A 17,400-nucleotide genomic window follows, 5' to 3' on the forward strand; every position below is an offset into this window, starting at 1 on the left:
GATGAGAATATCGGAATGTAACTGGCAGCAGATCGAGGCCTATCTGAAGACTGACGACAGAGCAGTCCTGCCGCTCGGCAGCACCGAGCAGCATGCAGGACTTTCGCTATCCGTCGATTCCATCCTGTCGGAAAAAGTGGCAGCAGAGGCGACCGCGCCGCTCGGCATTCCGGTCTTTCCCGTGGTGGCCTATGGCATCACGCCCTATTTCCTTTCCTATCCGGGCACCATCAGCATCCGCCAGGAAACCTATGTCCGTCTCGTCCGCGATATCCTCGACGGGCTGAGGCGGCAGGGTTTCCGCCGCATCCTGATCGTCAACGGCCATGGCGGCAACCAACCGGCCGGGAGCCTCGCGGTGGAATGGATGGCGGATAATCCGGACACCGCCGTCAAGTTTCACAACTGGTGGAACGCGCCGAAGACCTTCGCCAAGGTGCAAGAGACCGACACCGTCGCCTCGCACGCTTCCTGGATGGAAAATTTTCCCTGGACGCGACTTGAGGGCGTCGCGCAACCCTTGCAGCGCAAGCCCATGATCGACACGGCGCGGATGCGGGTGATGTCGCCGGAGGCCGTCAAGACCTATCTCGGCGACGGCAATTTCGGCGGTTACTACGAGCGGCCGGACGAGGAGATGCAGGCGATCTGGGACGTGGCGATCGAAGAGACGCGCGCGCTTCTCGAAGGAGACTGGGCATGAGCGGGCCGGTCCTGATCTGGGGTGCCGGCGCGATCGGCGGGACGCTGGGGGCTGCCTTCATCCGGGCCGGCGAAGAGGTGATCTTCGTCGACAACGTCAAGGAACATGTGGACGCGATCAACGAGAAAGGGCTGAAGATCGTCGGTCCGATCTTCGAGGACGTGGTGAAGGCAAAGGCCTATCTGCCGGAAGAGCTCGAAGGCCAATATAAGCGCACCTTCCTCTGCGTCAAAGCCCATCACACGGAAGAGGCGGCGAAGGCGCTGGTCAGACATCTCGCGCCGGACGGTTACATCGTCTCGGCGCAGAACGGCCTGAACGAACGGGTGATCGCCCGCATCACCGGCGATAGCCGGGTGATCGGCTGTTTCGTGAATTTCGGCGCCGATTATTTCGAGCCCGGCGTGGTGCAATATAGCGGCCGCGGCGCCGTCGTCATCGGCGAGCTCGACGGCCGTTTCACGGACCGCTCCGAAAGCATCTACCAGCTCATGAAGACCTTCGAGCCGAAGGCGCTGATCACCAACAATATCTGGGGCTTCCTCTGGGGGAAGTTGATCTATGGCGCGCTCTTGTTCGGCACGGCGCTCACCAATGACAGCATCGCCGACGTGCTCGATAATCCGGTCGCCCGGCCGGTGCTGCGCAAGCTCGCGCTGGAAGTGGCGACCGTCGCGGCCATCAACAATATCAAGCCAGAGGCCTTCGACGGCTTCGACCCCGCAGCCTTCGGGCCGCTCGCGACGCCGGAACAGACCAACAAGTCCTTCGACGATATGGCGGCGCATAACCGCAGGTCGGCCAAATCCCATTCCGGCATCTGGCGGGATCTGGCAATCCGCAAGCGGAAGACCGAAGTGGACGCGCAGGTGCTTCCGGTGGTCGAGATCGGCCGGGAATCCTGCGTGCCGACGCCGCTCGCCGCTCGCGTCATCGAGATGATCCATGAGATCGAGGACGGCAAGCGGCCGCTTGACATGGCCAATATCGACGAACTTGCGAGGGCTGCGGCATGAACATTTCCTTCGACGGCAGGATAGTCATCGTCACCGGCGCGGCGCATGGCTTCGGCCGAGCGATCGCACAAGGGTTCGCAAGCCGCGGAGCAACGGTGCATGTCTGCGACATCAATGCGGCGGGGCTCGAGGAAACGGTAAAACTCTGCGGCCCGAACACGTCCGCGCACGTGCTCGATGTGGGCAGCCGCGCCGATGTGCAGAAGCTCGTCCCGGCCTTCGGCGACGTCGATATCCTCGTCAACAATGCCGGCGGTGTGCGCGGCCAGGTCGGCCGGCCGATCGAGGAGATTTCCGAAGGCGACTGGCAGACGATCTTCGACGTCAACCTTTCGGGCGCCTTCTTCATGGCGCAGGCGGTGGCGCCGGCGATGAAGAAGAAGCGGGCGGGGCGCATCATCAACATTTCCAGCGGTGCCGGCATCGGCATTTCGCTGACCGGCATCCAGGCCTATGCCAGCGCCAAGGCCGGCCAGATCGGACTGACCCGCCAGCTCGCCCACGAACTCGGCCCCTGGAATATCACCGTCAACAACGTCGCGCCCGGCTTCGTGCGCTCCAACCCCACGACGGAAAAGCAATGGGAGGCGATGGGCGAGGAGGGACAGACGCGGCTCCTGCAGAACATCGCGCTGAAGCGCCTCGGCTCGCCCGATGATATCGCCGCCATGGTGATGTTCTTCGCGTCGGACTATGCCGGCTGGATTTCCGGCCAGATCGTCAGCGTGGACGGCGGCAAATGAGCGTCGAGGCCTTTCTTGACGCGAATTATACGGCCGCTCTTGAGGATCTGAAGGCTTTCTGCCGCATCCCGAGCATCAGCACCGATCCGGCCTATGCCGAAGGCATCAAGGCGGCCGCGCGTTTCGTTGCTGACCGGCTCACCCGCGCGGGCTTTTCCGGCGTCGAATTGCTGGAGACCGGCGGGCATCCGGCCGTCTTCGGCGAGATCGCAAGCGACCCGTCGCTGCCGACCTTCCTCGTCTACGGTCACTACGACGTTCAGCCGCCGGATCCGCTCGACAAGTGGAAAACGGCGCCTTTCGAACCGGATGAACGCGACGGACGGCTTTATGCCCGCGGCGTCTCCGACGACAAGGGACCGCTCCTTATCCCGATCCTCGTCGCCGAGGCTTTCATGCGCGAGGAGGGGCGGCTGCCCGTCAATCTCAAGGTGCTGATCGAGGGCGAGGAGGAATCCGGCAGCCCGCATTTCGAGCCGATCCTTGAAAAGTACCGTGAGAAGCTTCGTTGCGATCTCGTGCTTTCGGCCGACGGTGCGATGTGGCGGCCGGACAGGCCGTCGATCACGGTCGCAAGCCGCGGCCTCGTCGCGCTCGATGTTACTGTGACCGGTGCCGCGAAGGACCTGCATTCCGGCCGCCACGGGGGCAGCGCGCCGAACCCGATCGCGGCGCTTGCAGCGCTGCTGGCGTCGATGCACGGACCGGACGGCCGCGTCAACGTCGACGGATTTCTCGACGGCACGAGCCCGCCGGATCCGCGCATCGTCGCGGCGATCGAGGCGGCGGATTTCGACAGTGATGCCTATTATCGTGAGATCGGCGTTCCGGGAGCGGCCCCGATCGGGACCGGCCGGGAACTGCTAATCCGGCAATGGCTGGAGCCGACGCTGGAATTCAACGGCATTTCCGGCGGCTACCAGGGCAGGGGCACCAAGACGGTCATCCCGAATTCGGCAAGCGTCAAGATCACCTGCCGGCTGATCGCCGGGCAGAAGCCGGACGCGGTGGTTGCCGCGATCACTCGCCATCTCGAAAAGCGCCTGCCGAAGGGATTTGCGCTCGAAGTCCACCGCCACGGACCCGGCAGCGAAGCGGATTTCATCGATCCGGACCTGCCGGCGCTCAAGGTCTCGGAAGACGTGCTGGGCGAACTGCTCGGCCAAAAGCCGCTGCGCGTCGCCATGGGCGCGACGATCCCGATCGGCAGCGCCTTCCGCAGGCATCTCGGCTGTGCGTCGATCTTCTTCTCCTTCTCGACCGCGGACGAGGATTACCATGCCCCGAACGAGTTCTTCCGGCTGGAGAATTTCCGGCTCGGCATGAAGGCCTGGACGATGCTGCTGAGAAGGCTTGCAGAAACGTCCTGATGCCGTTCGCGGGGCGAAGGATGTGGCAAAGGGGAATGAGCTTGGAAGGGATGCTACCCATGCCGGAAGACGATATCGGTTTTCTCGGGGTGGAGGAGCTTGCCGCCCGCTACCGGAACGGTTCCCTCTCCCCCGTCGAGGTGGTCTCGCGGGCGCTGGAGCGTCTCGAGGCACTCGAACCGCGCCTGAACGCCGTCGCCCACGTCATGCCGGAGGAGGCGATGCGCGATGCGGAGCACGCGGCCGCGGAACTTCGTGCGGGCAAGGATCGGGGACCGCTTCACGGCATTCCGGTCGCCATCAAGGATATCATCGGCGTTCGCGGCATGCCGACCGGTTTTGCAAGCCGTGTCCGAAAGCCGGTAATCGCTGTGGACGATGCCCTGCTCGTCGCCCGGCTGCGCGCCGCTGGCGCGATCGTCCTCTGCAAGACCAATCTGCTCGAATATGCCTATGGCATCGCGCATCCCGACATCGGCCAGACCAACAATCCGCATGATCCCGCGCGCACCTCCGGCGGGTCGAGTGGCGGTTCAGCGGCGCTCGTCGCAGCAGGCATCGTGCCACTTTCGGTCGGCACGGATACCGGCGGCTCGATCCGCATCCCGGCCTCCTATTGCGGTATCGTCGGACTGAAGCCGAGCTATGGGCTGGTGCCGACGGAGGGCGTCTTTCCGCTTTCCTGGAGCCTCGACCACGCCGGGCCGCTGGCGCGTAGCGTCGCCGATGCGGCGTTGATGCTCAGCTGCCTTGCCGGCCGGGATATCGCGCTGTCGCCGCCATCGCTTTCCGGCTTGCGGATCGGCCTTGCCAGCTATCATTGCGACAGCCCCGAACTCACGCCGGCGGTGGCGCAGAACCTTCGCGATGTCGTTGCGACACTGGAGACGAAGGGAGCGATCGTCAGGACGATCGATATTCCCGAGCTGTCGCGGGCCAATTCCATGCTGCGCCATATCATCAAGCCGGAGGCGTCGCTCATCCACGCGGACCTGCATCTCGAAAATCCGCGGGGTTATGCGCCGCGGACGCTGGCGCAGGTCATTTCCGGCTTCGAGACGCCTGCCGTCGACTATCTGAGGGCACAGCGGTTCCAGGCAAAGCTCCGACAAGCGGTCGAAGCGTGTCTTGCGGATGTGGATGTGCTGCTCAGCCCGAGCGTTCCTTTTCCGGCGCCCGTCGAGGATCCGGAATTCACCGAGGACGGCGAGGAGGGAGAAATGCTGGCGAGCGGCTTTGCCAACATGACCGGGCATCCTTCGGTCAGCATTCCAAGCGGCATGGACGGCCATCTGCCGCTCGGCATTCAATTGACAGGCAGGCTCGGCGAGGACGAAAAGCTGCTGCAGGGCGCGCATTCCATTGAGGCGGCGCTCGGCGCCTATCACCGGCCGGTGATTTAAGAAATTTAAGAGTGCTCCGCTTCAGATCCTGCGGGGCAGAACAATGGAGCATAAAGCCATGCTATATAAAGTGCCGGCATCCTCGACCAATTGTGCCTGGGGTTATTTCGATCCCGCCAGAGAGCCTGTGCTGACAATCGACAGCGGCGATACGGTGGTGATGGAGACCGTCTCCGGCCCGCCGGAAGTGCTGCCGAAGGAGGGTTTCACCATCCTTCCCGAACATCTCGAGATCCACGAGAACTGCCTGCCGATCATGCAGGGCCATATTCTCACCGGTCCGGTCGGGGTGCGGGGCGCCAAGCCCGGCCATGTGCTGGAAGTGAAGATCCTCGATATCGAGCTCCGCCAGGACTGGGGCTATAACGTCATCCGCCCGCTTGCCGGCACGCTGCCCTATGATTTCGAGACTTCGCGGCTGCTGAATATTCCGCTCGACGCGGAGAAGGGGGTCGCGCGCCTGCCATGGGGCCTCGACCTGCCGCTGGCGCCCTTCTTCGGCGTCATGGGTGTCGCGCCACCTCCGAACTGGGGGCGCATCACCTCGATCATGCCGCGTGCCCATGCCGGCAATATCGACAACAAGGAACTCGTCGCCGGCACCACGCTTTACCTGCCGATCTTCAACGAGGGCGCGCTGTTTTCCTGCGGCGACGGTCACGGTGCGCAAGGTGACGGCGAGGTCTGCATCACGGCGATCGAGACAGCGTTGCGCGGCACGTTCCAGATGACCGTGCGCGACGACCTCGATTTCGTCTATCCCCGCGCCGAGACGCCGACCCATTACATCACCATGGGCATGGACCCGGACCTCGACCAGTGCGCTGTGATGGCGCTGCGCGACATGATCGTGCTGCTCGGCGAGAAGGGCCGGCTGTCGCGGGAAGACGCCTACACGCTTTGCAGCCTGGCCGGCGACCTGCGCGTCACGCAGACGGTCAACGGCTGCAAGGGCATTCACATGATGATGGCGAAGAAGCTCGTCCACCGGGAGGCCTGAGGGAAAGGGCCGGCCTGCTGCCGGCCCTTCCGGGAGGATCAGACCGGGACCTATGAGGCCCTGGTCATGCCCTTGATGCTGATCAGGCCGGTCGGCAGTGGCGTAAAGCCCTTCAGGTTCTTGGCAAGTACGAAAGGCCATGGCTGGTGGTAGAGATAGATGATCGGCAGTTGGTCCTGCAGGATCGACTGGGCGTCGTCATAGAACTTCTTTCGGGTCTCGAAATCGGCCGTCACCTTGGCGGTGTTCAGGTCCTTGTCGACCTGTTCGTTGCAGAAGCCGGCATAGTTGAGCGATGCCTTGCAGGTGACGAACTGATGCAGGTTGCCGTCCGGATCGTAGCGACCCGACCAGCCGGTCAGCACGGCATCGAAATCGCCGCTCTGGGTCTGGGCGAGCATCGAGGTGAATTCGACGGCGCGCAGCTTGATGTCGAAGCCCGCTTCCGCCGCCATGGCCTGGATGAGTTCGGCGACCTGCTGGCTGGTCGTGGAATTGGCGAAGAGCAGTTCGAACGAAACCTTTTCGACGCCCGCTTCCTTGAGAATCGACTTCGCCTTGGCGACATCGCGGGCCGTTACCTTGATGTCCTTGTTGTGATAGGGGCTGACGCCGGTGAACGGCTGCTGCGCCGGCTGAAAGATGCCCGAGCCTACCACGTCGTTGATGACGTTGCGGTCGATGGCGAGTTCGAGCGCCAGCCGGATGCGCTTGTCCTTGGCGAGCAGACCCTTGGCGCGGGTTGTACCGTTGCCGACATTGATCGTCATGCCCTGGTAGCCAACGCTCGTGACCTGCGCGAGCTGCAATTTGTCGTCCGCCTTGACCGAGGGAATGTCGGAGGGGGCGAGACGTTCGAGCATGTCGAGCGCGCCCGATCTGAGGTTCGCGAGCCTGACAGTCGTGTCCGGGATGATCATGAATGTCAGCTTGTCGAAATGGTAGTCGGCCGCGTTGCGGTAATCGGCGAACTTCTCCAGGTCGATTTTGTAGTTCTGCTGGCGGGCGACGAACTTGTAGGGGCCGGAGCAGGAGGGCGCGGTCACGGCTTTCTCGAAGCTCGCCGGCGACAGCATCATGCCGGCACGGTTGGAAAGCTGCGGCAGCAGGGTCGGATCCGGCCGCTTCAGCATGATCTTGACCGTCAGACCGTCGACCACCTCGACGCCTTTGACCGATTGCAATTCCGATCTGCGCATGCTGTCGGGCAAAGTGACGGCGCGGTCGAGATTGGCCTTGACGGCGGCAGCATCGATGGCGCTGCCGTCATGGAATTTCAGGTTCGGGAAAAGCGTCAGGGTCAGCTCGGTGCCGTCGGCGTTCCACGACCACTTTTCGGCGAGTTCGGGTTTGACGACGAGATCGGCCCCTATGGCGACGAGGCTGTCGCACAGGGATTCGAATACGACCTCGCCGACGAAGGTGCGCGAGCGGGCCGGGTCGAGACCGTCAAGATCGTCCTGCAGACCGATCTTCAGGTCGTCGGCCTGGGCGCCGGCCGCGATGAATGCAGTCATCACGGCAGGCAGCAGCGACGAAAATCTCATTTTCATTCTCCTCTGGTTGCTGGTTTTTCACCAGGAAGGTGCCGGTCCGATGTTCCTTGCCGGCCTTCTTCCGGCGGGCCGGGCGGGAGGTGACTCCGGTGGCGCCGTGAAGGACCGGAAGGACATCTGAGTCGGTTCAAAATCTATAATCGTTATACATCTTTATAACAGAACAGGCGGTTGAGCATGTCAATAGGAACCGGTCGTTTCGTCGATTTCAAATTTTTATCGGATGATTTCCAAAAATGACCAAGAAAATTCTAAAAGAACAACAGTGATAGAGCCCATAAAATGGGCAATGCACGAGATTGTGCATTGCTGTTCTCTTATGCTAGTACAATTTTAGAGCTGCTTTCCGGCAGCGGGTACCTTCCGCAAACAAGAGAGAGGTATTGTCCATGATTTCCATGACCGGGCGGCGCGACATCGGATCGATGTCCGCTTTCCTTGCCGCAATTCTCGTCACCGCTTCCGCTTCGGCGGCAGACCTGAAGATCGGCCTCAGAGCCGATCCGGATGCTCTCGACCCCGCGACAGGAGGCTCGGTTGCCGGCCGCGTGATCTTCGCGGCACTGTGCGACAAGCTGATCGATACGACACCCGAAGGCACGTTCCAGCCGCAACTCGCCACGTCCTGGTCATGGTCGCCGGACAGTCTGACGCTGACGCTCAAGCTTCGCGATCAGGTGGTCTTCCACGACGGGCAGCCGATGGATGCCGCTGCGGTCAAGGTGAATCTCGACCGCTACCGCACCGATCCGATCTCCAGGCGCAAGACCGAGCTGAAGCCGGTGGCGAGCGTCGATGTCATTGATCCGCTGACCGTGGCGATCAAGCTCAGCCAGGCCTATGCGCCACTCGTCAGCGTGCTCGCCGATCGAGCCGGCATGATCATGTCGCCGGCGGCGCTCGCAAAAGACAGCGCCAATATCGGAGCGCATCCCGTTTGCGCCGGCCCGTTTCAGTTCGTGGAGCGCGTGTCGCAGGACCACATCACTCTGAAGCGCTTCGACCAATACTGGAACAAGGACGCGATCTCGCTCGATTCCGTCACCTACCGGATGATCCCGGACGATGCCGTGCGCCTGCTCAGCCTGCGTTCCGGCGACCTCGACCTCATCGAGCGGCTGTCGCCGAGCGATGTCGCGGCGATCAAGGACGACAGGGGCGTCAAGGCCATCGAAGGGCCATCGATTGCCTTCGACGTCATTTCCATCAACATCGCCCATGGCGAAAGCGCCGACAATCCGCTCGGCCGGAATGCGAAGGTGCGCCAGGCGCTGGAGCTTTCGATCGATCGCGGCGCGATCAGCGAGGTTGTCTATGAGGGCCTGTTCCCGCCGGCCAACCAGACGGAGCCCGTCGGGGCGCCCTATTACGACCCGACCCACGCACTGAAGGGCCGCGATGTCGCCAGGGCGAAGATGCTGCTTGCGGAAGCGGGGGTGACGAGCCCGTCCTTCACGCTTTCCGTCGCCAACAGCCCGACGCTCGCCCAGGTCGGCCAGATGGTTCAGGTCATGGCTGCCGAGGCCGGCTTCGACGTGAAGATCCAGTCGCTCGAATCCTCGACGCTCGCCGCCAATTCGGATGCCGGCAAATATCAGGCCTCGATGGCGATCTGGAGCGGGCGGCCCGATCCGGACGGCAATATCAGCCCGTGGGTCGCCTGCGACGGCTTTCTGAACTGGGGGCGCTACTGCAATCCCGCGTTGGACAAGCTGCTCGCCCAGGCGCGGCAGGTCACCGATGAAAAGGAGCGCGCCAAGCTCTATGCGCAAAGCGTCGGCATCTATCTCACCGACGTGCCGTTCATCCCGCTCTATCACTACAAGTCGATCTGGGCGGCACGCAGCAATGTCGACGGCTTCGTTCCTTATCCGGACGGGCTTATCCGGCTGCAGGGGGTGAGGAAGAGCTGACCAGCTCCGCCGGGAGAGACGCCGATTTCACGGAAGGCGCTCGAGCGCCTTTCGCCGAGCAGGTTCAATCGCTTTGAGGATTTTGTTCGATGAACGTCTTGCCAGCTCTTCGTAGCGGGAAGCCGCGTGTGGAATTCGGCTATGTCCGTCCGACGGAGGAACTCGAAATCCCCTTCGCCATCATTGAAGGCGCCGAGCCGGGTCCCTGCCTGCTGATCACGGCCGGCGTACACGGCTCGGAATATTGCTCGATCGAAGCGGCTGTCCGCCTGATGCAGACGAGGCCGGTGGAGATCAAGGGGACGCTGCTGATCCTGCCGATCCTCAACACGCAGGCGTTCCGCAAGCGCAACATCTACATCATGCCGCAGGACGGCAAGAACCTGAACCGCATGTTCCCCGGCAGGCCGGACGGCACGACCAGCGAGCGCCTCGCCCATTGGCTGGTGACGGAAGTGTTTCCGAAAGCCGACGCCTATGTCGATTGCCATGGCGGCGACCTCGACGAAGGTCTTCAGCCCTTCACGATCTTTCCCGCCGGATGCGAGAAGTCGAAGGCGCTTGCGGCCGCCTTCGGCATTCCGGTCGCCGTCGCGACCGGCGGAGCCGGTTATACAGTGGATGCGGCCCACAAGCTCGGAGTCCCGAGCATCCTGCCGGAGGTGAGCGGCAACGGGCTATGGGGAGACGCGACCGTCGCCCAGATGACGGACGGCATTCGTGGCGTCATGCGGCATATCGGCATGCTGCCAGGCGCGGCTCCGGTCACGCCGCTCGACGTCGTGACGATGTGGGTGCCGGTAGCGCCCGCGACCGGGCTCTGGTACCCGCGGAAGGATCTCTGCGAACCGGTCGCCCAGGGCGAATTGCTCGGCGAAATCCGGACCGTGTTCGGCGAGGTGCTGGTCAGCATCCATTCTAAAAAGGAAGGCTTCATTCTCTACCGGCTGACGAGCCTGTCGGTGAACGAGAAGGAAGCGTTGCTCGGCGTCGGCACGCCGGTTTGAAGATGACGCCTCGATCTTCCTTCTATGGGGAAGGGGGCTTGCCGCGCCCTGTGGATCTGCCAAGGGAGTCTTTCCATGTCATCGACCACCACGGACGCGGTCGCCCGCGACGATCTCGCGCTCCTCGAACTCACCCCGACGGGAAGCCTGCGGATCGGCATCGTCGCCGCACCGGCACCATCGGCCCTGTTCGCCGTCTTTGATGCAGGGAGCCAGGCTTATCGCGGCGTAACCCTTGATATCGGCGGGGCGCTCGCCGCAAGGCTCGGTGTCGCGGTGGAGATCGTCAACTTTCCGAATTCCGGCGCCTGTACGGATGCGGTCGAAAACGGAACGATCGATGTGAGCTTCATGCCGATCGACGACGAACGGCGCCGGCGCGTCGCCTTCGGTCCGATCTATTACGTCCTCGAAAGCACCTATCTCGTGACCGCCTCGTCGGGCATCACAACCTTGGAAGAGGTCGACCGGGAAGGCGTGCGCGTCATAGGCATCGCCAATACGACGACGATCCGCAGCGCCGCACGTTCCCTCAAGACGGCAGTCCCCGAAGCAGTGGAAACGATCGCCGAAGCCATCGATCGTCTGCTGCAGGGAAAGGCGGAGGCCCTGGCGCTTTCCCGCGACGCCTTCCGAACGCTGCTTGCGAAACTTCCGGGCGCCCGCGTCCTCGACGGCGGCTTCCAGCAGACGGGCATTGCGATCGCCGTCGCTCACGGCAAGCCGTCCGCTCTCGCTTTCGTCAGCGCATTCCTGGAAGAGGCGAAGGCTTCGGGCCTCGTCCGCAAGGCGCTCGACGACGCGGGCTTTGCGGACGCGCCCGTGGCACCGCCGGGCGCCTGATGCGCAATCCTGACCGGATTGGATCCGTGTGGCGGAAATCGAGGTTCTATAGCTCCTGCCGGGAGTTCAGCACTCCTCAGCCCGCGTCGGCGGGCTGCTTTTTGCTCTCATCGGAACCATCGAAGCTCTGCGTGTTGACTTCCGCTAGGGGGCCAACTTCAACGCTCGGAAAATGCCCTCGACATACTGTCGGTGATCGGTTTCACGATATAGCTGAAGAATGTCCTGACCGAAGTCTGGATCATGATCTCCGCCGGCAACCCGGGTTGCGGGGTGAAGCCCCTTACGCGGGCGATTTCGTCTAACGAAAGGTGGATGCGCGCGATATAGACGTCGTGGTTGACAACGCCGGCCTTGCTGTCCTCCAGCGCGTCGGCGGAAACATAGAACACCTCGCCGTTCAGGATCGGCGTCGTCCGCTGGTTCAATGCGGTGAGCCGAACGGTCGCCTTTTGACCGACCTTCACATTGTCGATCTCGTTGCGGGGAACCTTCGCCTCGATGATCAGCGGCACGCCCGCGGGTAGTATCTCCATGATCCCTTTGCCGCTTTCGATAACGCCACCGGTCGTATGGTAATAGGTCCGAACAATGGTGCCGGAGACGGGCGCGACGATGGTCGTGCGACGCAGAATGTCATCAGCCTCGCGCGACTGTTCCCGGGCCGCGTCCCGCTCACCCTGGATGGATTGCAGCCGATCAAGAGCATCCTCCCGATAAGCCTCTTCGGCATGGGCTACTTCCTGCTGGGCCTTCAGCAATTGTGCGCCCGTTTCAGCGATTTCGGAGTTGAGCCTTCCGATCTGTCCCTCAGCATCCGCCATTGCACGCTGAAGCGCCTTGACCTCTGTTGCCCGAAGCAGGCCCTTGGCCAGCAGGCCTCTCTTCGTCTCATACTCCTCCCCCAGCAAAACAAGCTGACGGGAGATTGCGTCGCGATGTCGGGTATAGCCTTCGCTCCGGAACTCCAGCGCCTTCATGTTCTGCCGCAGCAAGGAAAGCTCGGTCGCGAATTTAACGCGCTGGGCCTTGAAATTGAGTTGCTGGGTCAGCAAGATCGATGAGACATCCTGGTCATTCTTGAAGTCGCCGAGGATATCCGGGATTTTGATGACATCAGTGCCTTCAGCCTGGGCAACAAGACGCGCCGCGGTTGCTTCCAGCCTGATACGCCGCAGGAAAATCTCCCGCCTCTTCGAAAGCGCGGCGGTCTCGTCAAGTTTGACCAGCGGCTGGTTTTCGACGACCTGGTCGCCTTCACTCACCAGCAGTTCCTTGATGATCCCGCCCTCGAAATGCTGCACGACCTTGTTGCGGCCTGTTGCAACAAAGCTGCCCTGAGCAATGACCGCGGCCGCGAGCGGGGCGGTCGAAGCCCAGGTGCCGAAACCGCCGAAGGCGACGATCAGGAGAACCAGACCGGCCAAGGTCTGTTTCCAAACCGATCTTGGGACTTCTTCATACCATTCGAGATCGTGAATTTTTGCAACGGAAGACATGATTTCCGCTCCCCCTATTGCAGTTGATGACCGAAAGAGCCGGTGTTGAGGTTGATCCCCCGGGCTTCGATAGCCTTCAGGACATCCATGCGCGTGCCGAACAAGGCAACCGTACCGTTGACGAGCAGGAGGATCTTGTCCACGTTGTTCAAAAGCGCCGGCCGCTGGGTGATCGTCGCAACCGTTATCTTGTTTTCCTTGGCATGCTGGAGCGCCCGTAGCAGCGCGGCATCGCCGGCGTTGTCGAGGTTGGAATTCGGCTCGTCGAGTACGACCAGATGGGGATCCCCGAAAAACGCGCGGGCAAGGGCTATGCGTTGTTTCTGGCCGCCCGAGAGAGGCGCGCCGTCGGCTGCGACCACAGTCTCATAGCCATGGGGCAGGCTTGCGATCATCTCATGAACGTCCGCCAGCATGGCCGCACGGTAGATCTGCTCATCGTTCGCGTCCTGTCGCATGCGTGCGATATTGGCCTTGATCGTGCCGGGGAAGAGCTGCACGTCCTGCGGGAGGTAGCCGATGTTCTCGCCGAACTGCCGCTGGTCCCAGTTGCGCAGGTCCATGAGATCCAGCCGGACGTTGCCCGATGTCGGCAGGATCGATCCGACAAGCATTTTTCCAAGGGTCGTCTTTCCCGCGCCGGAATTACCGATGATCGCCAGGGAATCGCCCGGTTGGAGGGAGAGGGATATGCCGTTGAGCACCACGCGTTTCGTGCCTTGCGGCACATAGAGCAGCCTTTCGACATCCAGTCGCCCCTCAGGCTTGGGAAGGTTCAACCGCTCGAAATTGAAGGGAGACGACGTCAAAAGCGTCGCTATGCGGCCATAGGCGGCCCGGGACTGACTATACTGATTCCAGCCATCGATGGCGCCTTCGATCGGCGCCAGCGCACGGCCGGCGATGATGGAGGCCATGATCACCATCCCGCCAGTGATCTCACCTTCGACCGATAGGAACGCGCCCCAGCCCAGCATGGCGATCTGCGTCAGGAGCCGGCAGGCTTTTGAAATAGCGGCGATGGTGATGTTGCGATCCTGCGCGATGACCTGAGACTTCAGGGATGAAGCTGTATCCTTGCCCCATATCTGGACTGTCTCGGGGATCATCGCGAGAGCATTGATGATCTGCGAGTTGCGGGACATGGATTCCAGATGCAGGTTGGCTTTCACCTGTGCGGTATTTGCCTCCGAAAACGGTTCCGCCGTCATGCGCTGGTTGAGTTGGGTGAAGATAAGCAGCAACACGGCCGTCAGGACCACGATAAATCCGAGATGCGGGTGAATCAGGAATACGGCCAGGACGAACAGCGGTGCGATCGGTGCGTCGAGGAACGAAAGAAGCGTTCTGGACACCAGGAAGGAACGGACCTGCTGCAGGTCGTTCAGAATTTGATATTCACGCCCGTTTCCGTAGAGGGATGCTCGGGCGGCAGCGCTGAGGATCGGAGCGCCCAGCTGCGCTGCGACTTCCACTGCGGTGCGCATCAGAATAAAGCGACGAAGCGCATCGAATGCCGCTTGCAGGATGACGGCGGCGACGATCACAACAGTCAACATGATCAGAGTATCGATCGACCGGCTTGTAAGAACGCGGTCGGATATCTGGAACAGATAGACCGGGATCGCGAGCACCAGGATGTTGCTTGCAACAGTAAACAGCATCACGATGCCCAAATTCACACGCACGGCTTTGATGCCGGCCCTCAGACTTGCCGAAAAATCGATGGGTGCGAGACGCTTGTGAAATGGTGTGCCGCCGTTGCCCGAGCCGGTGCCTCCGCCTGACGAAGGAGATTTGCCGATTGTGCTGCTGTCGATCCGGAGAGGGCCTGTGTCGCCATCGATGGTGATCATGCCCTCGGGGCTCTTCGCTTGGGGGGCTTCCCGCGCCGGTGTTCTGGATTGAATTCCGATTTCCGTTTCGGTGACGTTGTCTGCTGTCGGCAAGGGCACGACCTCAGCATTTCCGGTGTGTTCCTCCTTTTTGGAGGTATTCTGCGGGGTGTCCTTGGGGTCCAGTCGAGATATTGTTGCCGATGTCGCCGCGTTATTTGTTGACAGCTTCAGGCAGTCTTCCACGGCGCGCTCCAGCGTTGCATAGATTTCCTCATCGCTAATTTGTGGGTCCCGAAGACCCGAAGCCTGCAGGCGTTCTGCCCGCCTTTGTGTGTCCGACATGCTTCCCCCCTCTATCCGAGCACATGTTGTAATCCGTCGTTTTGATAGTGCCCGTCATGATCTGTGGGCATCGAAATGCCCGGTGCCTCGTAGTCCCCTTCCAGCATCGTTTCGTCCAGGAAGACCACCGCCTCGTTGACGAGTGCATCCGGATTCCGCGTAAGGAGCTCCGGCTGATGTGAAATCAGTTCCGCCTGAAAGAGTGTTTCCTGGGAATATTGCCCACCGCCGACATAGGTTTGACCGAAGGAGTCGAGATCCAGAATGGCGGCCTTGTTTATCAGCACGTTGCCACCGGTTGAAACAGACCATGTGGCATCGGCGCGGGGATCGATCGCATTCATGGCGAGCGCGATCTGATCACTATCTCCGACAATGTTGGTCTGGCTGACATACTGGATGTTCAGCAGGTCGCCGCTGACATAGAGAACCCGCAATCCGGGGAGATCGGCGAACATGGGATCCGTGAGAACGCCGCTGGACAGCTGATAATTCCCCGCCGCGAAATCGTTCGCGGCGTCCAGATACGCGGAGGGCAACGTTTCGAAGCGGTCGGCTCCCCCCACATTTTGGATGTAAGCCTGGTTCCAGAGCAGATTGCCTGAACTGGCGATGCCTCCTTCGCCGCTGGTTTCAAAACCCGAGACCGCGCCGACGACGTCGTTGTCGATCAACACATTCGTCTGGTGGATGATATTGGCGTCATAGAGGGAGCCGCCCACGATTATGAGGTCATAGGAGAATCCGAGCTCGAAAATCGATGTCTGGTTGGCGCTGGTGTTGTCTCCGGCAATGACCTGCGTCGTAGTGCCTGATGCGGATAGGACACCGACATCGTTGTCGGACATGAACACATATTGCTCGAGCCAGTTGGTGATCAGCAGATCGCCCTGGATTTCGGCAACGGCCCAGGCGGCGGGAAACCCTCCCGCGGCTGCCTCCGTGTCTGGAGCATCCTCCAGCGGATCGTCTCGCTTGAAGGTCGCTATATTGAAAACCTCGTTCGCAGTGTCCTCGCTCGTCCAGTTATCGACGGCGGAGGTCACGGAATCCGTATCCCATAAGGCATTTGTCTGAACGATCGTATTGACTTCGACATGGTCGCCGACGACTGCCGTAACGGTTCCCGCCGTCCAGAGATTTTGGATCACGGCTTCGTTGACGGCTGTGTTGTTTCCTGCGACGAGCTCGACGGAGTTCTTGACAGTGACAGAACCATCTTCGGAAATGACGACATTGGATGGCTGACCGTCATCCTCCTCGGCGTCTCCATCGGCAATTTCGTCCTGCTCGCCGCCGTCAGTCGCATTGCCTGCGTTCTCGTCTTCAGGGGCTTCCTCGCCGAAAGAATGGTAGTCTTCCAGCTGGGGTGTCTCCTCGACAATCTCGCCATTCACATAGATGCCTTCGATCGCCTCGGATTGCTGGACGGAGATATTTGTCGGCCCTCCTGAGGTCACGTTCGCCAGAGCCTTGAGTTGAGACGCAACGTTGTTGATGATCTCGATGAGCTCGACATTGGTAGCCGGCATATCGAGACCGTCGATCGGCGCTTGGGAGAACACCTCATCCGCAGCATCCAAAAGGTCTTGATCGCTGACGGGCTGCGGATTGAACTCGATATTGCTTCCGCCGACGTTGAAATTGTCGTCATCGGAAAGCGACGCTGCCTGCACAATGTAATTTGCGACCGAACCGGGGGGCTCGATCGTCAGCATCTCGGCCGGACTACCGGTATGATGTCCGGGCAGGTCTTTTTCCGGATGATACGGCGGGGGGGCGGGGGAGACATCCTCGACAGACGGGATTGAAGAACGATCATGCCATGACAGAGGCTTCGTGTGATCGATCGGCCTCAGATAAATCGGCGCTTTGTAGGAGATTTGCGGATCGAAGCCGATAAATTCATACGGCGCATCAAAATCCGAGAGGGCCACCGGTTGGGAATGCAGATTGCTCTTCTGGGCGTGATAGGAGAAATCGGGATAAGCGTCCCGCAGGCGGGCCTCCTCGATCCTCATGTGAAAGAGGCCGATGAAATGCGCAATTTCGTCGGTAATCTGATCCATCGCCGTCATGACATGGAGCCTTGTGTCGACATTGCCTGCTGATCAAACTCAGCAAAGGTTGGACTGCGCAGCGATGCGCAGTCCATGGCGTGCTCCCG

13 protein-coding genes are annotated in these 17,400 nt (G+C 61.3%); 9 read left to right on the forward strand and 4 right to left on the reverse strand.

Annotated features, from left to right (window positions below):
• Position 1: 1 nt before the first annotated feature.
• Genes ABK249_RS08375 through ABK249_RS08400 form a run of 6 tightly spaced genes read left to right on the forward strand, consistent with a single transcriptional unit; the run spans position 2 to position 6,235 of the window.
• The gene (locus ABK249_RS08375) at positions 2–703 is read left to right on the forward strand and encodes a creatininase family protein (RefSeq protein ID WP_227703429.1); all 702 of its coding nucleotides are present in this window, start codon (positions 2–4) and stop codon (positions 701–703) included.
• Positions 700–1,719, forward strand: coding sequence for a ketopantoate reductase family protein (locus tag ABK249_RS08380; RefSeq protein WP_227703428.1), 1,020 nt, complete (start codon positions 700–702; stop codon positions 1,717–1,719). The genes ABK249_RS08375 and ABK249_RS08380 overlap by 4 nt, the downstream gene beginning before the upstream one ends.
• A complete protein-coding gene (locus ABK249_RS08385; RefSeq protein ID WP_227703427.1) occupies positions 1,716–2,462 on the forward strand; it encodes an SDR family NAD(P)-dependent oxidoreductase in 747 nt (248 codons plus the stop codon). The genes ABK249_RS08380 and ABK249_RS08385 overlap by 4 nt, the downstream gene beginning before the upstream one ends.
• A complete protein-coding gene (locus tag ABK249_RS08390; protein ID WP_227703426.1) occupies positions 2,459–3,832 on the forward strand; it encodes a dipeptidase in 1,374 nt (457 codons plus the stop codon). The genes ABK249_RS08385 and ABK249_RS08390 overlap by 4 nt, the downstream gene beginning before the upstream one ends.
• Positions 3,833–3,891: 59 nt before the next feature.
• The gene (locus tag ABK249_RS08395; protein ID WP_227703425.1) at positions 3,892–5,235 is read left to right on the forward strand and encodes an amidase; all 1,344 of its coding nucleotides are present in this window, start codon (positions 3,892–3,894) and stop codon (positions 5,233–5,235) included.
• A 58-nt stretch (positions 5,236–5,293) separates the two neighbouring features.
• Positions 5,294–6,235, forward strand: a complete 942-nt coding sequence (locus ABK249_RS08400; protein ID WP_227703424.1) for an acetamidase/formamidase family protein — start codon at positions 5,294–5,296, stop codon at positions 6,233–6,235.
• 50 nt (positions 6,236–6,285) lie between these two features.
• Here the strand turns inward: ABK249_RS08400 and ABK249_RS08405 are convergent, their stop codons facing one another.
• Positions 6,286–7,782: an ABC transporter substrate-binding protein gene (locus ABK249_RS08405; protein ID WP_227703423.1), complete on the reverse strand. Its 1,497-nt coding sequence runs from the start codon at positions 7,780–7,782 to the stop codon at positions 6,286–6,288.
• Between the two features lie 398 nt (positions 7,783–8,180).
• Between ABK249_RS08405 and ABK249_RS08410 the strand changes: the two genes are divergently transcribed.
• The 3 genes from ABK249_RS08410 to ABK249_RS08420 all read left to right on the forward strand — a co-directional run bounded on the left by ABK249_RS08410 (position 8,181) and on the right by ABK249_RS08420 (position 11,554).
• Entirely contained in the window at positions 8,181–9,704 is a 1,524-nt protein-coding gene (locus tag ABK249_RS08410) for an ABC transporter substrate-binding protein (protein ID WP_227703422.1), read from the forward strand.
• An 89-nt stretch (positions 9,705–9,793) separates the two neighbouring features.
• Positions 9,794–10,711: a succinylglutamate desuccinylase/aspartoacylase family protein gene (locus ABK249_RS08415; RefSeq protein ID WP_227703421.1), complete on the forward strand. Its 918-nt coding sequence runs from the start codon at positions 9,794–9,796 to the stop codon at positions 10,709–10,711.
• Positions 10,712–10,786: 75 nt separating this feature from the next.
• Entirely contained in the window at positions 10,787–11,554 is a 768-nt protein-coding gene (locus ABK249_RS08420; protein ID WP_052182746.1) for a transporter substrate-binding domain-containing protein, read from the forward strand.
• Positions 11,555–11,712: 158 nt separating this feature from the next.
• Here the strand turns inward: ABK249_RS08420 and ABK249_RS08425 are convergent, their stop codons facing one another.
• The 3 genes from ABK249_RS08425 to ABK249_RS08435 are packed head-to-tail and all read right to left on the reverse strand — an operon-like array spanning position 11,713 to position 17,311.
• Positions 11,713–13,053 (reverse strand): HlyD family type I secretion periplasmic adaptor subunit, encoded by a 1,341-nt coding sequence (locus ABK249_RS08425; RefSeq protein WP_037148314.1) that lies wholly within the window; start codon positions 13,051–13,053, stop codon positions 11,713–11,715.
• A gap of 14 nt (positions 13,054–13,067) precedes the next feature.
• A complete protein-coding gene (locus ABK249_RS08430) occupies positions 13,068–15,233 on the reverse strand; it encodes a type I secretion system permease/ATPase (protein ID WP_227703420.1) in 2,166 nt (721 codons plus the stop codon).
• A gap of 11 nt (positions 15,234–15,244) precedes the next feature.
• Positions 15,245–17,311, reverse strand: a complete 2,067-nt coding sequence (locus ABK249_RS08435) for a hypothetical protein (RefSeq protein ID WP_227703419.1) — start codon at positions 17,309–17,311, stop codon at positions 15,245–15,247.
• Positions 17,312–17,400: the final 89 nt, after the last annotated feature.

The organism is Neorhizobium phenanthreniclasticum (assembly GCF_040066075.1).
In the GTDB taxonomy this organism is placed as follows: domain Bacteria; phylum Pseudomonadota; class Alphaproteobacteria; order Rhizobiales; family Rhizobiaceae; genus Neorhizobium; species Neorhizobium petrolearium.